Annotated in this window: 15 protein-coding genes; 5 read left to right on the forward strand and 10 right to left on the reverse strand. The window is 62.4% G+C overall.

Annotation, left to right across the window (positions count from 1 at the left end):
- Positions 1-18: 18 nt before the first annotated feature.
- The 5 genes from AC1DWF_RS06610 to AC1DWF_RS06630 are packed head-to-tail and all read right to left on the reverse strand — an operon-like array spanning position 19 to position 7,396.
- Positions 19-2,463: a GcvT family protein gene (locus AC1DWF_RS06610; protein ID WP_476788316.1), complete on the reverse strand. Its 2,445-nt coding sequence runs from the start codon at positions 2,461-2,463 to the stop codon at positions 19-21.
- Complete coding sequence (locus AC1DWF_RS06615; protein WP_476783229.1) at positions 2,460-3,641, reverse strand: pyridoxal phosphate-dependent aminotransferase; 1,182 nt, start codon at positions 3,639-3,641, stop codon at positions 2,460-2,462. Before AC1DWF_RS06615 ends, AC1DWF_RS06610 begins: the two co-directional genes overlap by 4 nt.
- 1 nt (position 3,642) lies before the next feature.
- Positions 3,643-4,329 carry an HAD-IA family hydrolase gene (locus tag AC1DWF_RS06620; protein ID WP_476804233.1) on the reverse strand — a complete coding sequence of 229 codons (687 nt, stop codon included), beginning with the start codon at positions 4,327-4,329 and terminating at the stop codon, positions 3,643-3,645.
- Positions 4,329-6,782: a GcvT family protein gene (locus AC1DWF_RS06625; RefSeq protein ID WP_476783231.1), complete on the reverse strand. Its 2,454-nt coding sequence runs from the start codon at positions 6,780-6,782 to the stop codon at positions 4,329-4,331. Before AC1DWF_RS06625 ends, AC1DWF_RS06620 begins: the two co-directional genes overlap by 1 nt.
- A 20-nt stretch (positions 6,783-6,802) precedes the next feature.
- Positions 6,803-7,396 (reverse strand): helix-turn-helix domain-containing protein, encoded by a 594-nt coding sequence (locus tag AC1DWF_RS06630; RefSeq protein WP_476841538.1) that lies wholly within the window; start codon positions 7,394-7,396, stop codon positions 6,803-6,805.
- A gap of 181 nt (positions 7,397-7,577) precedes the next feature.
- Here AC1DWF_RS06630 and AC1DWF_RS06635 point away from each other — a divergent pair, with 181 nt between their 5' ends.
- Positions 7,578-8,288, forward strand: a complete 711-nt coding sequence (locus AC1DWF_RS06635; RefSeq protein ID WP_476788313.1) for a nitroreductase — start codon at positions 7,578-7,580, stop codon at positions 8,286-8,288.
- Positions 8,289-8,295: 7 nt separating this feature from the next.
- On the opposite strand, the gene AC1DWF_RS06640 is transcribed toward AC1DWF_RS06635, so the two are convergent.
- Genes AC1DWF_RS06640 through AC1DWF_RS06660 form a run of 5 tightly spaced genes read right to left on the reverse strand, consistent with a single transcriptional unit; the run spans position 8,296 to position 13,879 of the window.
- Complete coding sequence (locus tag AC1DWF_RS06640) at positions 8,296-8,691, reverse strand: Rid family hydrolase (RefSeq protein WP_476784041.1); 396 nt, start codon at positions 8,689-8,691, stop codon at positions 8,296-8,298.
- 44 nt (positions 8,692-8,735) lie between these two features.
- Positions 8,736-9,323: a sarcosine oxidase subunit gamma family protein gene (gene soxG, locus AC1DWF_RS06645; RefSeq protein ID WP_476788312.1), complete on the reverse strand. Its 588-nt coding sequence runs from the start codon at positions 9,321-9,323 to the stop codon at positions 8,736-8,738.
- On the reverse strand, positions 9,316-12,312 hold the full coding sequence (locus tag AC1DWF_RS06650) for a sarcosine oxidase subunit alpha (RefSeq protein ID WP_476788311.1): 2,997 nt from the start codon (positions 12,310-12,312) through the stop codon (positions 9,316-9,318). Before AC1DWF_RS06650 ends, soxG begins: the two co-directional genes overlap by 8 nt.
- Positions 12,309-12,608, reverse strand: coding sequence for a sarcosine oxidase subunit delta (locus AC1DWF_RS06655; RefSeq protein WP_476784038.1), 300 nt, complete (start codon positions 12,606-12,608; stop codon positions 12,309-12,311). The genes AC1DWF_RS06650 and AC1DWF_RS06655 overlap by 4 nt, the downstream gene beginning before the upstream one ends.
- Positions 12,609-12,619: 11 nt before the next feature.
- Positions 12,620-13,879, reverse strand: a complete 1,260-nt coding sequence (locus AC1DWF_RS06660) for a sarcosine oxidase subunit beta family protein (RefSeq protein ID WP_476841539.1) — start codon at positions 13,877-13,879, stop codon at positions 12,620-12,622.
- A 198-nt stretch (positions 13,880-14,077) separates the two neighbouring features.
- Between AC1DWF_RS06660 and AC1DWF_RS06665 the strand changes: the two genes are divergently transcribed.
- The 4 genes from AC1DWF_RS06665 to AC1DWF_RS06680 form a co-directional block, all read left to right on the forward strand.
- Positions 14,078-16,561, forward strand: a complete 2,484-nt coding sequence (locus AC1DWF_RS06665; RefSeq protein ID WP_476841540.1) for a mechanosensitive ion channel family protein — start codon at positions 14,078-14,080, stop codon at positions 16,559-16,561.
- A 138-nt stretch (positions 16,562-16,699) separates the two neighbouring features.
- A complete protein-coding gene (locus AC1DWF_RS06670; protein ID WP_476784035.1) occupies positions 16,700-16,966 on the forward strand; it encodes a hypothetical protein in 267 nt (88 codons plus the stop codon).
- 216 nt (positions 16,967-17,182) lie between these two features.
- The gene (locus AC1DWF_RS06675) at positions 17,183-18,616 is read left to right on the forward strand and encodes a UbiA family prenyltransferase (protein ID WP_476841541.1); all 1,434 of its coding nucleotides are present in this window, start codon (positions 17,183-17,185) and stop codon (positions 18,614-18,616) included.
- A 2-nt stretch (positions 18,617-18,618) separates the two neighbouring features.
- Positions 18,619-19,900: FAD-binding oxidoreductase (locus AC1DWF_RS06680; RefSeq protein WP_476841542.1), on the forward strand; the 1,282-nt coding region annotated here is incomplete at its 3' end.

Genomic DNA, 19,900 nt, shown 5'->3' on the forward strand with positions numbered 1-19,900 from the left:
CCTTTTTTGTAAGGGGTGCTACATCCGCACGCGCTCGGACTTGGGATCATACATCGGCTTGAGCGATGCTTCCGCCTTGAACCGTCCGCCGGCGATTTCGATCCCATAGGACGAGCCAAGCACATCGGCTTCGGTTTCGTTCTTGCTGGGGACATAACCGAGGCCGATGGCGCCGCCGAGATAGTGGCCATAGTTGCCCGATGTGATCGTGCCGACGATTTTGCCGTCGCGGACAATGGCCTCGTTGTGGAAAAGCAGGGGCTCAGGATCGGTGAGACGGAATTGCACGAGGCGGCGGTCGAGGCCGGCCTCCTTCTTGCGCAGGACGGCATCACGGCCGAGGAAATCGCCTTTTGCCGTCTTCACCGCAAAGCCGAGGCCGGCTTCCAGCACATGGTCCTCGTCGGTGATGTCGTGGCCGAAATGGCGGAAGGCTTTTTCGATGCGGCAGGAATCGAGCGTGTGCAGACCACAGAGTTTCAAGCCCATGTCCGCACCGGCTTCCTCGATGGCTTCGAAGACATGGGCGGTTTGGTCGGTCGAGATATAAAGCTCCCAGCCGAGTTCGCCGACATAGGTGACCCGATGGGCGCGGGCGAGGCCCATGCCGATTTCAATCTCCTGAAATGTTCCGAACGGGTTGTTCTCATTTGAGAAATCGTTGGGGCTGACCTTCTGGATCAGTTCCCGAGACTTTGGCCCCATCAAGCACAATACGCTTTCAGAAGCGGTGACATCGGTGATGACGACGAATTCGTCGGCCAGATGTTTCCTGAACCACGCGAGGTCGCGTTGCAGCGTGGCGCCGGGAACGACGGCGAGGAAGGCGGACGCCGACAGCCGCGAGACGGTGAGGTCGCTTTCGATGCCGCCGCGCTGGTTGAGCATCTGCGTGTAGACGATCTTGCCCGGCGCGACGTCCATGTCGTTGGCGCAGAGTTTTTGCAGGAAGGTGAGCGCGTCGCGGCCCTCGATGCGGATCTTGCCGAAGGACGTCATGTCGAACAGGCCGACGCCGTTCCGTACGGCGAGGTGCTCGGCGCGCTGGTTGTCGAACCAGTTCTGCCGCTTCCACGAATAGTGATACTCGCGCTCCTGGCCCTCTCTTGCGAACCAGTTGGCGCGCTCCCAGCCGGCGACCTCGCCGAACACCGCGCCCCGCGCTTTCAGGTGCTCGTGGAGGGGGGATCGCCTGACGTTCCGCGAGGTCGCCATCTGGCGGTAAGGGAAGTGATCGGCGTAAAGCAGACCGAGCGTCTCCGACACACGCTCCTTGAGGTAACGACGGTTCTTCTGGAATGGCTGGGCGCGGCGGATATCGACCTCCCACAGGTCGAACGGCGCTTCTCCGTCATGAATCCATTGCGCCAGCGCCATGCCGGCGCCGCCGGAGGAGACGATGCCGATCGAATTGTAGCCCGCGGCCACCCAGTAGCCGCGCACTTCCGGTGCTTCGCCGAGATAATAGCGGTCGTCAGGCGTGAAGCTTTCGGGGCCGTTGAAGAAGGTATGAATGCCGGCGGTTTCCAGCATCGGCATGCGGTTCACGCCCATTTCGAGGATCGGCGCGAAGTGATCCATGTCTTCCGGTAACTGGTCGAAGCAGAAATCCTCGCGGATGCCGTCCATGCCCCATGGCTTGGCGACCGGCTCGAAGGCGCCGAGCATCATCTTGCCCGCGTCTTCCTTGTAGTAGGCGCATTCGTCGGGCACGCGCAGCACCGGCAGGCGGCCAAGGCCCTTTATCGCCTCGGTGACGAGGTAAAAATGTTCGCAGGCGTGCAGCGGGATGGTGACGCCGTTCTGGGCGCCCAGTTCGCGCGCCCACATGCCGGCGCAGTTGATGACGATGTCGGTCTCGATGGTGCCTTGTTCGCCGCCTTGCGCCCAGGAAACACCCGAGACGCGACCATCCCTGGTGTGAACCTTTGATACCTTGACGTTTTCGACGATTTTGGCGCCGCGCTGGCGAGCGCCTTTGGCCAAGGCCATCGCAATATTCGCCGGGTCGCACTGGCCGTCGAGCGGCAAATGCACCGCGCCAACCACGTCAGACACGTTGAGATGCGGGTACATCTCCTTGACTTCGCTAGGCGAAATCTCGCGCACGTCGACATTGAACGCGCGCGCCAGGGAGGCTTGGCGATAGATCTCGTGCTTGCGCTCCTCGGTCAGCGCCACCGTGATCGAGCCGACCTGGCGCATGCCGGTGGCCACGCCGGTTTCGGCCTCGAGCTTGACGTAGAGGTCGGCCGAATATTTGGCGAGCCGTGTCATGTTCTGCGAGGCGCGCAACTGCCCGATCAATCCCGCCGCGTGCCATGTCGTGCCTGAGGTGAGCTGCTTGCGCTCCAAAAGCACGATATCGGTCCAGCCAAGCTTCGCCAGATGATAGGCGACTGAGCAGCCTGATACACCGCCGCCGATGATGACGGCGCGGGCACGGGCGGGAAGTCCGGTCATGCAGCAGATCTCTCGTAGCTGGTGGCGAAGCGCCTCAGGCGGCCGGCGGCTTCCTTGAGGACTTCGTCGGGCTGGCACAGACTGACGCGGATGTGGCCTGCGGCGGCATCGCCGAAGCTTATGCCCGGCATGACGGCGACCTTCTCTGCTTCAAGCAGGTCCCAGGCGAACTTCTCGCAATCCGGCTCAATGGCACTGATATCGAGCATGACATACATGCCGCCCTCTGAGCCGCGCACGGTGACATTGTTGAGCCCGCGCACCTCGTTGATGAACAGGTTGCGGCGGTCGGCATAGGTTTTGGCRATGTTCTGGACGCCGTAGTCCTTCTCCAGCGCCTCGATCGCAGCGCGGCTGACAAAATCGGTCAGGCCGTAGGTGGTCACAAGGTTGAGGTTGATGACCAGCGAAACGAGATCGGCCGGCGCGGTCAGCCAGCCGATGCGCCAGCCGGTCATGCCGTGGCTCTTCGACATCGAGTTGATGACCAGCGTGCGTTCGGCCATGCCGGGCAGGGCGCGCGGGGAAACGTGCTCACCGCCGCCGAGTGTCCAGTAGACCTCGTCGGAGAGCAGCCACAGGTCGTGGCGGACGCAAAGCTCGGCGATGTCTTCGAGGCACCTGCGGGAATAGACAGCACCTGTCGGATTGTTGGGCGTGTTGATCAGGATCGAGCGCGTGTTGGGCTTGAGCGTTTTTTCGATGTCGGCAGCACGCGGTTGGAAGCCATCTGATGCCTGCGCTTCTACGACGGTGTAGCTGGCGCCGGCCGCGCGGAAAGTCCCAGGATAAGTGGCGTAATAGGGCGCAACAACGATGGCATGGTCACCTGGATCATGCGTTGCCTGCACGGCCGCATAGAGCGCGGCCTGGCCGCCGGGGGTGGCGATGATCTCGGAAAGGGCGGTGTCGATGCCGGTACAGCGGGTCGAAGCCCTCGCCATCGCGGCACGCAGCCGCGGCAGGCCGGGAAGCTGGGTATAATGATGGAAGCCAGCACGAACGGCGGCGACACATGCCTCGACGGTTTCGCTCGGCGTGTCGAAGTCATGGTCGCCGACCGACAGCATAATGATGTCTTCGCCAGCCTGCTGACGCGTCATGGCGGCGAAATGCACCTCCCAGCCATCCTTGCCTGAGGGAACGATGCCGGAAATGCGCGATGAGGGTTTGGGCATGTCAGGCTCCCACGTCCATGAGGGTCGCAAGACGGGCGAGCGTCAGCCTGCTGGAACTGTCGAGTCGGGACGTCAGCGCGCCGTAGCCAGAAACAGAAGGATGAGGTGTGCCACCGGCATGATTGTGCGTGGCGGTGATGACAAGCACCTGCGTGCCTGCGGCCTCGGCCGCCTGGATGCCGGCCGGTGCGTCCTCGAACACCAGGCAGTCCTGCGGCTTGGCGCCGAGCCGCTCGGCGCCAAGCAGGAAGCAGTCGGGCGCAGGCTTGCCGTTGGCAACGTCTTCACCTGTCACCATCAGTCGCGGAATGGGCAGGCCGGCCGCTTCAAGCCTGCGGATCGCCAACCTGCGGGGCGCTGACGTCACAATTGCCCAGCGTTCGGCGGGCAGCGTGTTGAGAAAGGCGGATGCGCCGTCGATGGGTTCGATGCCGTCGACGTCGTCGAATTCGGCCTGCGTTAACTCCTCGATCTCGGTCATCAGGTCGATGCCCGGCAGGTTCAGCCGGCTGATGGTCTCGTATGCGCGAACACCGTGAATAGTCGGCAGGAAGGTTTCCACGTCGAGCCCATGTTTGATCGCCCAGGCGGTCCAGACGCGTTCTGTGGAGGCAATCGAGCTCAGGATCGTGCCGTCCATGTCGAACATGAAGGCGCCAAAGGCCCGATCGGGGAAGGGAAGTGTCATTAGGAGCGGAGCCTTTCGTTTTCGGGATCCCACAAGGGCTTGTCTTCCTGGACCGTCGCCTTGAAGCGCTCGCCGAAAATCTCGACTTCCACATCAGTGCCGGGCGCGGCCAGATCGGCCCGCAGCATGCCCAGCGCAATCGATTTGTCCACCCTGTGGCCCCAGCCTCCTGACGTGGTCTCACCGACAATCTGGCCATTGTGCCAGAGCGTCGACATGTAGGGCGCGTCGCAGTCGTCTGGATTGTCGATGACAAGCGTGACGAAACGCTTCTTCGCCCCCTGCTGCTTCTCGCTGAGCAGGGCCGCCTTGCCGCGAAATTCCGGCTTGTCCCATTTGACGAAGCGCTCGAGACCGCCTTGCAGAATGGTGTAGTCGGTCGACAGATCGCCCTTCCAGGCGCGGTAGCCTTTTTCGAGCCTGAGCGAATCGAGAGCGAACATGCCGAAGGGTTTCAGGCCGTGTTTCTGGCCAGAAGCCCAGACGGCATCGAAGATGGCTGCGGTATCGGCGACCTTGGTGTGGATTTCCCAACCAAGCTCGCCGGCGAAGGAAACGCGGACCAGCTTGGCCCAGCGGCCGGCGATGGTGGTTTCCTGATGTGTCAGCCATGGCTTGGAAAGATCAGCTTCGCAGACTTCGACCAGGATTTTCCGCGAGTTCGGGCCGGCGAGGATCTGCGCAGAGAATTCCTCGGTGCGGTCGATCAGCTTGAACGCGGCATCGGCCGGCATATGCGATTTCAGCCATTCGAAGTCGTGCCACTGGGCGATGGCCGCCGTGATCAGTGTCATCAGGTTTTCGGAATGGCGCACGACCGACATTTCGGTGACGATACGGCCGTGATCGTCGGCGAAATAAGCAAGGCCGATACGCCCGACCTTGGGCACGGCACCTGTGATCTGCTCGTCCAGCCACGCGGCGGCACCAGGGCCGTCGAGATTGAAGCGGCTGAAGCCGGGCAGGTCGAGAATGCCGGCGGCATCGCGCACGGCAAGGCATTCCTCGCGAATGCGCTTTTCCCATGGACCTGAGCGGGCGAAAGTCTGCGTCGACTGCTCGGACAGGTCATCGCCCGGCTTTGCGTACCACGTAGCGCGTTCCCAGCCATTGTAGGCGTTGAATTGCGCGCCGAGTGCTGCGATCCGGTCGTGGACGGGCGAAAGCTTGCGGCTGCGCCCCGCCGGCCAGGCATGGCGGGGGAAGTGGATGGCGTATTCGTGGCCGTAGACCTCCATGCCCTTGGCGACCGCGTAGTCGGGGGCCGAGGCGAAAGAAGTGAAACGGCGCGGGTCGCACGACCACATGTCCCACTCGGTCTCGCCCTTGGTCACCCATTCGGCAAGGACTTTGCCGGCGCCACCTGCCTGGGCTATGCCGAAGGTGAAGACGCAGGCCTCGAAGGCGTTGGGTACGCCTGGCATGGGGCCGATCAGCGGGTTGCCGTCAGGCGCGTAGGGGATCGGCCCGTTGATGACCTTGGACAGGCCGGCGGTGCCGAGGATCGGCACGCGCGCGATGGCGTCGTTGAGATAGTGTTCGAGCCGGTCGAGATCGTCGGGATAAAGCTGGAAGGAGAAATCCGCCGGCATGGGATCGCCCGGTGTGGCCCAGTGCGCTCGGCAGTTGCGCTCATAGGGGCCAAGGTTCATGCCGTTCTTTTCCTGGCGCAGATAGTAGGATGTGTCGACGTCGCGCAGCAGCGGCAGTTTGTTGCCCACTTCGCGCGACCACGCGGCGAGCTCCGGGATTTCGTCGAACAGGATATATTGATGGCTCATCACCATCATCGGCACGTCGCGGCCGAACATCTTTCCGACCTCGGCGGCGCGATAGCCTGCAGCGTTGACCACTTTTTCGCAGCGGATTTCGCCTTGCCCAGTGACCACCACCCATTCGTCGTTCTCGCGGCGCACCGATAGCACCGGACAGAAGCGGATGATCTTGGCACCCATATCTCGCGCGCCCTTGGCCAGCGCCTGGGTCAGCTGCGCGGGATCGATGTCGCCGTCGTTGGGGTCATAGAGCGCGCCCTTGAGGTCGTGCGTTTCGATGAATGGGTAGCGCGCCTTGATGTCGTCGACGCCGACCACCTCGATGTCCATGCCCTGGTAGCGGCCCATGCCCTTGGCGCGCTGGAATTCCTGCATGCGCTCCTTGCTGTGAGCAAGGCGCAGCGAGCCGGTGACATGGTAGTTCATCGGATAATCGACTTCGGCCGCCAGCCCGCGATAAAGCTCGGTCGAATAACGCTGCATATTCATCAGCGACCAGGACGACGAAAAGGTCGGTACGTTGCCGGCGGCGTGCCAGGTCGAACCCGAGGTCAGCTCGTTCTTTTCGAGCAGGACGCAATCGGTCCAGCCTGCCTTGGCGAGGTGATAGAGCGAGGAGACGCCGACCGCGCCTCCGCCGATGATCACCACGCGCGCCGTGCTCGGCAAATCAGCCATGTCTTCCTCCCTGCGTGCGATCAATAGACGGGTGGCGATACAACCCAGATGACCACCGCCGGCACAAATCCCGGGTTCCTCCACCGGAACGGCTTGTGGTCGAAGCGAAAGCTGTCGCCTGCGCCCAGCCTGTGCCACGTGCCGTCGATCTCGATGTCGAAGCTGCCTGAAACGACGTAACCGGCTTCCTCGGTCGGTCGCGATGCCGGTTCGCGCAACTCGGCGCCCGGGGCGAAGATCGAGCGGAGCATTTCGAAGCTTCCGCCGAGATCGGGCGACAATAGCTCTTCCACCAGGCCGGAATCGCTTGTGCCAAGCTTGCGGCGGCGCCCAGCCCGGACGATCACGCCGCGCTCGGCTTCGACGGGCGCTTCATGGGCGAAGAACAGGCTGACCGGCACGCCGAACAGTTCGGCGAAAGCCCTGAGGTCGCCGATCGAGGGTATCGACAGTCCGCGCTCGACCTGGCTGACCCAGCCGACTGAACGTCCGAGTTYCAAGGCGATCTCAGTCAGCGTCAGCCCACGCGATTTGCGCAATGCGCGCAAATCGTTGGCGAGCAGGTCGCTGGCAATCTCTCTTTCCTTACGCGCCAAGGTGGTTATGGGACTCAATCGCGTTCTCTCGTGAAATTTTGTCTACAGATTTCATGGGACGGCATCTCCATGAAAATTTCAAGCACATTTTCATGGAACAGCAAGTTTCTCTTGCGAGACTCTTGGCGAGAGTGCAAAGGCTCGGTTCGGACGGGCGGTGAGGGGCGTTCCGACAAGATCGATGCCATAGGGACAGCTGATGCTGGCACCGGACCAAAAACCGCAAAAGTTCGATGAGACCGATATCGTCGACGAAGCGATCATTTCGCGCCGCTCGGTGCGCGCTTTCTTGCCGACGCCTGTCGACGAGGCCGTCATTCGCGACATCCTCGACGTTGCCGCGCGTGCGCCCTCGGGCACCAACATGCAGCCGTGGAAGGTCTATGTGACCTCCGGCGAGACCCTGCAGCGTATCGGCGATGTGATCCTGAATTCAGGCGTGCGCGCCGAAAAGGCTGTCTGGGACGAGTACAAATATTATCCTGACCAGTTTTTCGAGCCTTATCTCGGCCGTCGCCGCGCCAATGGCTTCGGGCTCTACAGCGCGCTCGGTATCGGCCGGCGCGACGTCGACCGCATGCGCGCCCAGCACGACCGCAACTTCGTGTTCTTCGATGCGCCCGTCGGCATGATCTTCACCATCGATCGCCGGCTCAACCAGGGCTCGTGGATCGACTACGGCATGTTCTTGCAGAACATCATGATCGCTGCGCGGGCGCGGGGATTGCACACCTGCCCGCAGGCGGCGTTCGCGCCCTATCACCGCCAAATCAGGCCGGTGCTCGGCATCCCCGAAGAAGAGGTCGTGGTCTGCGGCATGGCGCTCGGCCATGAAGACACGTCGAAGCCCGAGAGCACCTTCCGCACCGATCGGGCGCCGCTGGAAGAGTGGGTTCAGTTTTTGAAGTGAGGCGAGGTCAGGTGCTCGTCCGTTTGCTGAAATAAGCGCAGCATTCCATTTCGACCTGTGCGCCGAGCGCCAGACCGTTCACGCCAAATGCCGAGCGCGCAGGCAAGCGGTCCGGGTCGAAATAGCCGATATAAACTTTGTTGAAGTCGGCCCACTTGGACATGTCGGCGAGCATGATCGTGCACTTGAACACGTCGGCGAAGCCGAGCCCGTTTTCCCTAAGCACGATGGCAATGTTCTCCATCGTCTGGCGCGCTTCCGCTTCCATGCCGTCGGACACGAGTTCGAGTGTTCCCGGGCAGTTGCCCAGCGCGCCCGAGAGATAAAGAATGTCGCCAACGCGCACAGCCTGGCCGAACGGCAGCTTGAGGGTCTTGGCGTCAGGCGAATTGATGAATTCCATCGTCGTTTCCTCCCTCAGGACATGTTGCTCAAACTGCTGGGTGATCAGCGCACCTCGTAGCCAACTTCGTCCGAGGCGTGGCACAGCATCTTCCAGAACGAGCGGGCGAACGAGCGGAAGACGTAGAGGTCAAAGTTGTCGGGTCCGCTGCGCTGGATCTGGGTGAAGATGTCGTGATGGGTTGTCGAGATGCCTGACCCTTGCGGGAAGGCGGCGAGCGCAAAATCGATAGCGAAGAGTTTTGCCAAGACCCATTCCGCCTTTGCTCCGGTGATGCGGAGTGCCGTACGGCCATGCGACAGGTCGGTGACGGTTCCGACCGTGGAGGCGACCTTGCCGGCTAAGGTCGTGTCCAATCCCTCCGACGTATCGGTGACCAGGAATTTGCCCGGCGCGAAACCGAAGGCAGCGTATCGTTCCGATGACGCACCAGCGCCAGCGCCGTCGGCCAGCTTGAGGCCGGTGATCGAGCTGATCGCTGCCATCAGCTTCTTTTCCTCGCCCGGCCAGGCCGCGAGCTGGACGATGGAGCCCGGTGCGATCTCCGAAAGGGTCACGCCGACACCATCGACGAAATTGCCGTGGGAGCCGGGCCGGAACACGGGTTCGAGCGGTGAAAGCTGCTCAACCATGCATGCGCTTCCCTTCGGGGTCGAAGAAATGGTGACTGACGATCTCGACCGGCCCGAAGCGGTTGCGCAGCGGATCGGAAACATGGGCGCGCTTGCCGTGACGCGACTTGCCGCCGGAAACCAGCGCCAGCGCGATATATTTACCAAGCGCGGGCGAGAAGCAGGCAGCGGTGATGTGCCCGAGCGAGCCATGCGGGTTTTCGGTGTCGATCTCCGCCACGATATGGGCGCCGCCATTGAGCGGACGATTGTCGAGCGAGATCAGGCCGACCAGTTCGAGACGGCCTGAGGCGACGAGGCCTTCGCGGTCCATCATCGCCGAGCCGATGAAGGGCTTTTTCTTCGACAGCATCCAGCCAAGATGCAGGTCGCGCGCCGAGGTGCGGCCATCGATCTCGGCACCGGTGACGTGGCCCTTTTCGATGCGCATCGTGCCCAGCGCCTCAAGCCCGTAGGGCACCATGCCGAACGGCTTGCCGGCCTCGATCAGCGCTTCCCAGACGTGGGTGCCGTGGCCGGCACCTGAATAGACCTCGAAGGCCATCTCTCCGGAGAAGGACAGGCGGCAGATCATGACGGGCGCGCCTGCGATCTCGCCATGGACAATGCCCATGAAGGGCAACGCCTCGTTGTCCACCGAGGTACCGGTGACGCAGGATGCGAGGATTTCACGCGCCTTGGGGCCGCCGATGGCCGCACCCGCCCACTGGTCGGTGACCGAGGTCAGGTGCACCTTGAGTTCGGGCCAGACGACGTCGAGGAAATATTCGAGATGCTGCATGACCTTGCCGGCATTGGCCGTGGTCGTGGTCATCAGGAAATCATGCTCGCCAAGCCGCCAGGTGGTGCCGTCGTCAAAGGCGAGGCCGTCCTCGCGCAGCATCAGGCCATAGCGCGCCTTGCCAACGGGCAGCGTCGAAAAGAGGTTGGAGTAGACGCGGTCGAGGAATTCGGCGGCGTCAGGGCCTTGCACGGCGATCTTGCCGAGTGTCGACACATCGACGATGCCAGCGGTTTGGCGGGTCGTCTGCGCTTCTCTGACATAGGCCTGTTCGATGGTCTCGCCCGGCTCGCCATAGATCATCGGACGATGCCACAGGCCGGCCGAATACATCGTCGCACCATTTTCGAGGTGCCAGTCGTGCATCGGCGTCAGCCGGTCGGGCTTGAGGTCGCCGAAGCGCTCGGCGGCAAGCGAGCCGACGGAGACCGGCGCGTAGGGGGGCCTAAAGCGCGTCGTGCCGACTTCGGGGATCGGCTTGCCCACAGCCTCGGCCATGATGGCGAGGCCCGGTACGTTGGAGCCCTTGCCCTGGTCGGTCGCCATGCCAAGCGTGGTGTAGCGCTTGAGGTGCTCGACTGAGACAAAGCCTTCGAGATGGGCAAGGCGAACGTCGTCAGCGGTCACGTCATGCTGGAAATCGACAAAGGCCTTGCCCCTGGCCCTGATCTCGAAGACCGGCGCGGGGCGCGGGTCGAGCGCTGCCGGCTCAACATCGGGCAATGTTCCGTTCTCAAGAGCAGGCTGCCCGGCGGCCTTGCGACCAGCTGCAGTACCTTCGGAAATGGCTTCGGCTGTCGAGAATGTGCCGTTAAATGCCCCCGCGCCGCACCAGCCTTTGCCAGCTTCCGGTGGCAGGAAGGCCTGCAGATCGTCGTCCCAGATTGGTCGCGCGCCGGCCTGGCTGGCGAGATGAATGGTTGGGGTCCAGCCGCCCGAGACGATCAAGCAATCGGCCGCGATGTTGCGCGTGCTGCCGGGTAATACGCCGGCGGCGATGGAAAAGGGCGCCAGCTTCACGCCTGTCAGCTTCTTGCCGCCTTCGGTGCCGATTACCGCATGGCCGGTGAGCAGTTCGGCGCCGCATGCCTGCGCGAGCTTGCGGCAGGCTTCAGAGATGTCCTGGCGCAGGTCGGCGATGGCGACGATGGTGACGCCTGCCTTGTTGAGAGCGGCGGCAGCGCGATAGGCGCTGTCATTGTTGGCGAAGACGGCGATCTTGTCGCCCGGCACAACGCCATACTGGTTGGCGTAGCGCATGGCGGCACTGGCCATCATCACGCTTGGCCGGTCATTGCCCGGAAACACCAGAGGCCGCTCAAAGGCGCCGGTGGCGAGCACGACATTCTTCGCCCGAATGGTCCAGTGGCGATGACGCGGCGCGCCCTTCGAGGAAGATGCCTTGTGATCTCCGACGCGTTCGATGGCGGCCAGCGTGTTGCCGTCGTAGTCGCCCCAGACGGTGGTGCGCTTGAGCAGGCGGACGTTGTCATGGTCCCTGAGCTCGCCGACGATGTCCGATGCCCATGCGGCGGCCGGCTCGCCATCGATGGTCTCGCCGGACCAATTGGCCGAGCCGCCGAAAGACGGGTCTAGTTCTGCGAGGATGACGCGCGCGCCCGATGTGGCGGCCTCGCGTGCCGCGGCAAGGCCGGCGGGGCCGGAGCCAACGACAAGCACGTCGCAGAATGCATTCATGCGCTCATAGCGGGATGGATCGGGGGTATGGCCAGCGCGACCGAGACCCGCCGCGCGGCGGATGATCTTTTCGCAGAGCATCCAGAACCGGGTGCCTTTGAGCGGACCGATCACCGGTCCCATGAAGGTCTTGTAATAGAAGCCGGCCGAGATGAACTTGCCACCGAGCTGGTTCACCGCGCTGACATCATAAGCGAGCGAGGGGAAACGGTTTTGGCTGACGGCGACGAGGCCGTCATGGATCTCGACCATTGTGGCCGCAGTGTTGGGTTCGCGCACGTCGCCGCGCAGCACCGTCACCAGCGCGTTGGGCTCGTCGATGCCTGCGGTCAGAACTCCGCGYGGGCGATGGTACTTGAACGAGCGGCCGAACAGCGAAACGCCGTTGGCAAGCAGCGCCGAGGCAAGGGTGTCGCCTTGATGCCCGGCATAGGCAGTGCCGTCGAAGGTGAAGCGGATGGTGCGCAGACGATCGATGCGGCCGGCCGATGGCGTGCGGCGCGGGCTCATGACTTGCCTCCCGTCTTGCGGCGCCCATGCGTAGGCGCGCCATGTTCGCGAGCAAAGCGCACGCTTGATATGTCATGGGTCAGCGTGTCGCGCACGACGGCAAGATGCGCGCGACAGCCGCCGGCATGCTGCCAGATCTCGTTGTGCGCCCCCGCCGGGTTCAGCCGGTCATAGACGTATGCGTTCCAGGCCTCGGGATCGGTCGAGGTCGGGTCGGGGCGTTTGCGGTTGCCGTCGCCTTGATAGGCGAATTCGGAGACATCGCGCGGACCGCAATAGGGACAGGTGATCAGCATGAGTACTTAACCTAATGCAACCGTGGCGTCGGGCCCTGGCCCTTGTCGTCGATGACGGTGCCACGGCTGAAACGGTCGAGCGTGAATGGCGCGTTCAACTCGTGCGGCGCGTCCCTGGCGATGGTGTGGGCGAAGCAGAAGCCGGAGGCGGGCGTTGCCTTGAAGCCGCCGTAGCACCAACCGCAATTCAGATATATGCCGGGCAGGGGGCCAGCGGTGATGATCGGCGAGCCATCCATCGACATGTCGCAGACCCCACCCCATGACCGCAGCACGCGCACCGGCGCAAGACTTGGGAACAGCGCGACCATCTCGCTCATCACCTCTTCGACGATGGGCAGGTTGCCGCGCTGGGCATAGGAATTGTAGCCGTCGAGGTCGCCGCCATAGATGAGACCGCCCTTGTCGGACTGGCCGACGTAGAAATGGCCCATGCCGAAGGTGAGCACCGTGTCGAGGAAGGGTTTTAGCGATTCCGACACGAAGGCCTGCAGCACCTGGCTCTCGATTGGCATCTTGTCGATGCCTGCGAGTTGCATCACGCGGCCCGTGCTGCCGGCAACGGCGACCGCCACCTTCCTGGCCCGGATCTCGCCTCGGTTTGTCGCAACGCCAACCACGCGGTCGCCATCGCGGAGAAACCCGGTGACTTCGCAATTTTCGATGATGTCGACGCCGCGCCGGTCGGCACCTCGGGCATAACCCCAGGCGACAGCATCATGACGGGCGGTGCCGGCACGTTCCTGCATCAGCCCGCCTATGATCGGGAAACGCGCCGACTGCGACATGTCGAGGCCTGGAACTCGGCGGCCGATCTKGGTCGGGGTCATCAGTTCAGCATCGACGCCGAGATGGCGCATGGCGTTGCCCTTGCGCGCGAGATCGTCGAGCTGGCCGGGTGTGTGGGCCAGGTTGAGCACGCCGCGCTGGGAAAACATCACATTGTAGTTGAGGTCGTGGGACAGGTTCTCCCACATCTTCATCGAGTGTTCGTAGAAACGCGTGTTCTGCGGCAGCAGGTAGTTGGAGCGGATGGCAGTGGTGTTGCGGCCGACATTGCCGGAGCCGAGATAGCCCTTTTCAAGCACCGCCACATTGGTGATGCCGTGCTCCTTGGCGAGATAGTAGGCGGTCGACAGCCCATGTCCGCCCCCACCAATGATCACCACGTCATAAGTTGCCTTGGGGCTTGGCTTGCGCCAAGCCGGCTTCCAGTCGCGGTTTCCGCTGAGCGCGTTCTTGAGAAGCGAAAAGGCCGAATATTCCGCCATCCTGCAAATCATCCTTTGGGCTGTGTGCGGACACTATAGGCAGCTTCTCCAGATCAAAGCCAATATTCCGCCATTGCCTTTCGTTAGGCCGACTTTTGAATCGCCCGGTCTAGCCCCCGACTTGCCCGGGTGGATCAGCATCTTTATCAATGGCGCGCCTTGCCAATTGGCAAACAGACCGAGAGTCGCTGACAAATCATGTTTTTCTCCGCAGTCCGGCGCATCGGCGTCACCCTGTTCATCCTTGCCGCGGCGCTTTTCTCGCAGGYGGTCGCGCAGGATCTCGGCAAGTCGCCAACCGGCGTGATCGCCGACCAGCAGGAGGTCATCGCCGGCCTCTCCAGCAAGGTCGACGCGCTGCAAAAGAAGGTGGAAGAGAATTCGGAAGATGATGCCGGACTGGTCGATATCCGCCTTCAGCTCGAGGAATTGTCACGCAGTTTGCTGCAAAGCGCCGTCGCCTTTCGTCCGCGCATTGCCGAGATCAACGCGCGCCTGGAGCAGCTGGGCAAACCGCCGGCTGAAGGCAAGCCGCCTGAAGCTGCTGTCGTCATCAGCGAGCGCGAAAGCCTGACCGCTGAAAAAGCCGAGATCAATGCGGTGCTCGGTGTTGCCGAGAACCTCTCGATCCGGATCAACAAGCTCAACGGCCAGATCACCGAAATACGCCGCGATTTGTTCCAGAATCTTTTGACCAAACGCTACGAAATCAACTTTGCCTTGGCCTTCGAGGTGATGCAGGCCTTCAAGGCCGAGATGACCGATCTCTACAGCACCGTCTCGTCCTGGGTCCGCTTCGTCGTCAGTTTCAAGCTCAAGTCGATGCTGGCCGCGACCTTTTTTGCCCTGGCCGCCGCCGCCGTCATCATCATAGGCGGACGGCGCATGTTCGGCCGGCTTTTCGAGGCTGACGCCAGGGTCGAGGAGCCGTCCTATCTCAGCAGGCTTTCGGTGGCCTTCTGGTCGACTCTGATGCAGACGTCGGCGCTCGTCGTCTTCCTCGGTGTTACCTACTTTTTGTTCGACTATTTTGCGGTGCTGCGCGGCGACATCGGCTCGATGCTGTCGTCACTGTTCTACGTCATCGCCGTTGTCTTCTTCGTCTCGCGGCTGGGTATGGCGGTGCTGTCGCCCAAGCTGCCCAACTGGCGGCTGATCCCGGTCGAGAGCCGTGCCGCGCGCTGGCTCATGCTGCTGATCATCGCCACCGCCTTGTTCACCGGCCTCGATTACTTCTTGAGTTCGGTCTACCAGGTGCTCGGATCGCCGGTCGCACTTACTGTCGGCGAAGCACTCGCATCGACCGTCATCATCGGCGTGCTTGTCGTTCTGATTGGCCTGGTCAAGCCGTTCGTCGGCGAAGATGGCCATCCGAAGCCTTGGCCCCGTCTGATCCGGTACGTGCTGCTTACGTTAGGCGGGGTCACCATAGTGGCGGCCTTGCTGGGCTATATCGGTCTGGCGCGCTTTGTCTCGCAGCAGATCGTCGTTACCGGGGCAATCCTTGCCACCATGTATATCGGCTTCCTGTCGTCGCAGGCGATCAACGAGGAAGACGCCTTCATCAAGACGACGGTCGGCCGGCGTATCAAGAGGATGTTCACGCTTGATGACACGACGCTCGACCAGCTTGGGCTTGTATTCAGTATCATCATCAACCTTCTGGTGCTGGTCGTCGGGGTGCCGCTGATCCTGTTCCAGTGGGGCTTCCAGCCGGGCGACATGGTCACCTGGCTCTACCGGATCGGCGCCGGTTTCCAGATCGGCAGCTTCACTTTCTCGCCGGTCGGCATCCTCTCGGGCATCCTCGTATTCGCGATCGGCTATTTCCTGACGCGCTGGTTCCAGGGCTGGCTCGACGGTTCGGTGATGGCGCGCGGCAAGGTCGACGCCGGCGTGCGCAACTCGATCCGCACGGCCGTGGGCTATGCGGGCTTGGCGCTGGCGGGTCTGATAGCGATCTCGGCCGCAGGCCTCGATCTATCGAACCTGGCCCTGGTCGCCGGTGCTCTCTCCCTCGGTATCGGTTTCGGCCTGCAGAACGTCGTCTCCAACTTCGTCTCGGGCCTGATCCTGCTGGCCGAGCGGCCGTTCAAGGTCGGCGACTGGATCGTGGCGGGTGCCGTATCGGGCACCGTCAAGAAGATCAGCGTGCGCGCAACAGAGATCGAGACCTTCCAGCGCCAGTCGGTCATCCTGCCAAACTCGGAACTGATCAACAGTGCGGTCGGCAACTGGACCCATCGCAACAAGCTCGGACGCGTCGACATCAAGGTCGGCGTCGCCTACGACAGCGACGCCAAGCGGGCGCATGAAATCATGCTCGACGTCGTGCGTTCGCATCCGATGATTCTGAAGAACCCGGAACCCTTCGTGCTGTTCGCCAATTTTGGCCCAACCGCGCTGGAGTTTGAGATCAGGTTCTTCCTTGCCGACCTTCTGGGCAGCAACACTGTCCAGAACGACGTCCGTTTTGCTGTCATCGAGGCGTTTGGGCGTGCGCATATCGATATCCCATCGACGCCGCGCGCTCATGATGCCAAGCCTGCCGAGAAATGGCCGGCCGACGACGAGCAGGTTGAAGCCCAAGTGGCGGAAGTGGAAGAAGYACGCAGCAAGCGTGCTGCCGAAGCCACCGCTGGACGCAAGCCTGGAAGATCCAAAAAGCCCGATCCGGAATAAGTACGACGCGCGTAAAGCAATTGTGGCATGAACAAGGCATTCAGTTGCCGTTCAGCTTCGGACTCATATAAGCTCCCTTGCAAACGGCGAGAATGCCTTGCGAAAATGAACAGGGGCGGTGGAAACACCGAGTGCAGAATGAACAGGTTTCTTGTCGCCTCAGGAGCGCTCTTCCTGGCCATGTCGGGCGCGGCGTATGCCGCGAGCGCGGTTAACCTCGACTCCGAGCCGCGTACACTGATCGTCACGGAAGGCGGTTCCAAGACGGAACTCGCACTTGCCGCTGGCGAAACCGTTGAGTTCTGCTCGGACGGCTGCTTCGTGACGATGCCCAATGGCGACCGCGAAGCGTTGACCGGTGCGGAAACAGTAGAGATTTCGGGCGGCGTTGCTCGCATCAAGTAAGTTCGCGCGACAACTCTTGCGAATTGATCGAAGAGGCCGAGAGAACGCCCGGCCTTTTCTGTTGTCTGCTAACACTTGCTTAAGCATGACTGATAATATGCACGGCGCGCGCGTCGCATTCGGCGGCCATTTTAACCATCCCGAATCCTGCAGTCCACTATAGCCGAGAGGCTCGGGTGGTTCACGCCATCTGGCTAGGGCAGGGGCAGGCATTCGATGGACGCGCGTTCAGAAAACAGGGCAATACCGCTCGCTGTCGATCTCGACGGCACACTGATCGCGACCGATCTGCTTTGGGAGGGCCTGTTCGCGCTTCTCAAGAAGAACCCGCTCAACATCTTCCTGGTGCCGTTTTGGCTGTTGAAGGGCCCGGCACGGCTCAAGCAGGCGATTGCTGCGGCAGTCGATATCGATCCGGCGACGCTGCCTTACCGGCCGGAGATACTGGAGCGGCTCCGCGAAGAGCAGGCGCATGGCCGCAAAATCGTTCTTGCGACCGGCACGCCGCGTAAATTCGCCGAGGCCATCGCCCGGCACCTGGGGTTGTTTGACGCTGTGCTTGCCAGCGATGGCGCCGAAAACTTGACGGCGGAACGCAAGCGCAAGGCGCTCGTGGACGCTTATGGCGACGGCGGCTTCGACTATGCCGRCAACAGTCGCCACGATCTCAAGGTGTTTGACGCCGCGCGTGACGCGATTGTCGTTGCACCCGACCGTGCAGCCGCGCGCTGGCAGGTCAGCCACAGCTGCGAGCTGATTGCTGCGCAAAAGCCAAGTTGGCGCACCATCCTCAAAATGCTGCGCGTGCACCAGTGGCTCAAGAATGTGCTGATCGCCGTGCCGCTTGTGCTGGCGCACAAATATTTCAATTTGGATATGCTGGTGCCGGCGGTGCTAGCTTTTGTGTCCTTCAGCGCAGCTGCTTCGGCAATCTATATCGTCAACGACTTCTTTGATCTGACGCTGGACCGGGCGCACCCGACCAAACGCGAAAGGCCATTCGCCAGTGGAAAGCTGTCGATCCCGTTCGGGCTCGCATCGGTGGCGATCCTGCTTGTCATCAGTTTGGTGGCGGCAGCCTTTACGACGATCGAGTTTATCGCCGTGCTGCTTGTCTATCTTGTCGCTACCACCGCCTATTCGGTGGCGGTGAAGCGCATGCTGCTGATCGACGTGCTGGCGCTAGCAGGGCTCTACACCTTGCGTATCCTTGCTGGTGCTGCGGCGACTGGCGTCGACGTGTCGTTCTGGCTGCTCGCTTTCTCGATCTTCTTCTTCCTCTCGCTGGCGCTGGTGAAGCGCTATGTCGAATTGCGCACATCGAGCCTCAGCGTAGGCGAGCGTATTGCTGGGCGCGGCTACCGCATCGAGGACCAGGAGATCGTCGCCCAGGCCGGCATGGCCTCGGCCTTTTCGTCAGCACTGGTGTTGGCGCTCTACATCGATAGCAGTGCGGTGCGCGAGCTTTACGAGCACCCATGGCTGGTGTGGCCGCTAGCGCCGATCGTGCTTTACCTCACCATGCGCATCTGGATTCTCGCCCGCCGCGACGAACTGCATGACGACCCGGTGGTCTTCATCATCCGCGACTGGCGCAGCCAGATCGTGGTTCTCCTCGGGGCGATGCTGCTTGTGGTGGCGGGATTGTGAGGATGGGCGCGCCCAATTACCAGAGTTTCGGCCGCGCCAATCCAGGCGCGCGCCAGGTGGTCGACATCGCCGAGGCGATGAAGCTCCTGGCCAGCGGATCGGCACAGGCATCCTCATTGCTCGCCTATGGCAATGGCCGCAGCTATGGCGACAGCTGTCAGAACAGCGCTGGAGCTATCGTCGACATGCGGCCGCGCAAGCGAGTGCTTTCCTTCAACGCGGAGACCGGGCTGATCGAGGCTGAAGCGGGCATGCTGCTCGCGGACATCATCGCTTACGGTGCGCCGCACGGTTTTTTCCCCGCCGTGGTGCCCGGTACGCAGTTCGTCACGCTCGGCGGCGCCATCGCCAATGACGTGCATGGCAAGAACCATCATCGTCGCGGCAGTTTTGGCTGCCATGTCGAGCGGCTGACGCTGTTGCGGTCTGATGGCCGAACCTATGTCTGTTCGCCGAGCGAGAATGCCCGGCTGTTTTGGGCAACGATTGGCGGCATGGGGCTGACGGGCATCATCCTGTCCGCTGCCATCCGGCTGATGCGGGTACCGTCGCTCGACATCGCCGAGACGGTAAAGCCGTTCCGCAATCTCGCAGAATACTTCGATCTGGCCGAGGCGGCCGACCGCGACAACGAATATGCGGTCGCCTGGATCGACCAACTTGCCGGCGGTAGACATGCCGGGCGCGGCCTGCTGCTCGCCGGTAATCATGCGACTTATGGTGCGCGCACGGCAGAGCGCGGCGTGGCCAAATTGTCAGTGCCGTTCCAGCCACCGCTGACCTTGCTCAACCGCCCGTTCCTGAAGCTCTTCAACGCCGCATATGGCTGGCGGCGCGGTCGCCGTACCGAAAGCCAGGCCAGCTACCAGAAATTCTTCTTTCCCCTTGACGGCGTTGCCGACTGGAACCGGCTTTACGGCCCAAATGGGCTTTTCCAGCACCAGAGCGTGGTCCCTGAAGAGGCGGCCCGCGATACCATTCCGGCATTGCTGGCAGCAGCGCGAAGGGCCGGGCAGGGTTCGTTCCTGACAGTGCTCAAGCGCTTTGGCACCCGGGGCTCGCCGGCGCTGACGTCGTTTGCCCGGCCGGGCTATACGCTGACGCTCGATTTTCCCAACCACGGCCAACGCACCCTGAAGCTGCTCGCCGAGCTTGACGCGATCACGGTGGGAGCTGGCGGCGCGGTCAATCCCTACAAGGACGCGCGCATGTCTGCCGAGACCTTTGCTGCCTCCTTTCCGGATTGGCGGCGGCTGGAGGCTGCGCGTGACCCTGCCTTCATGT

This window comes from Aminobacter sp. P4_D5 (assembly GCF_056401815.1).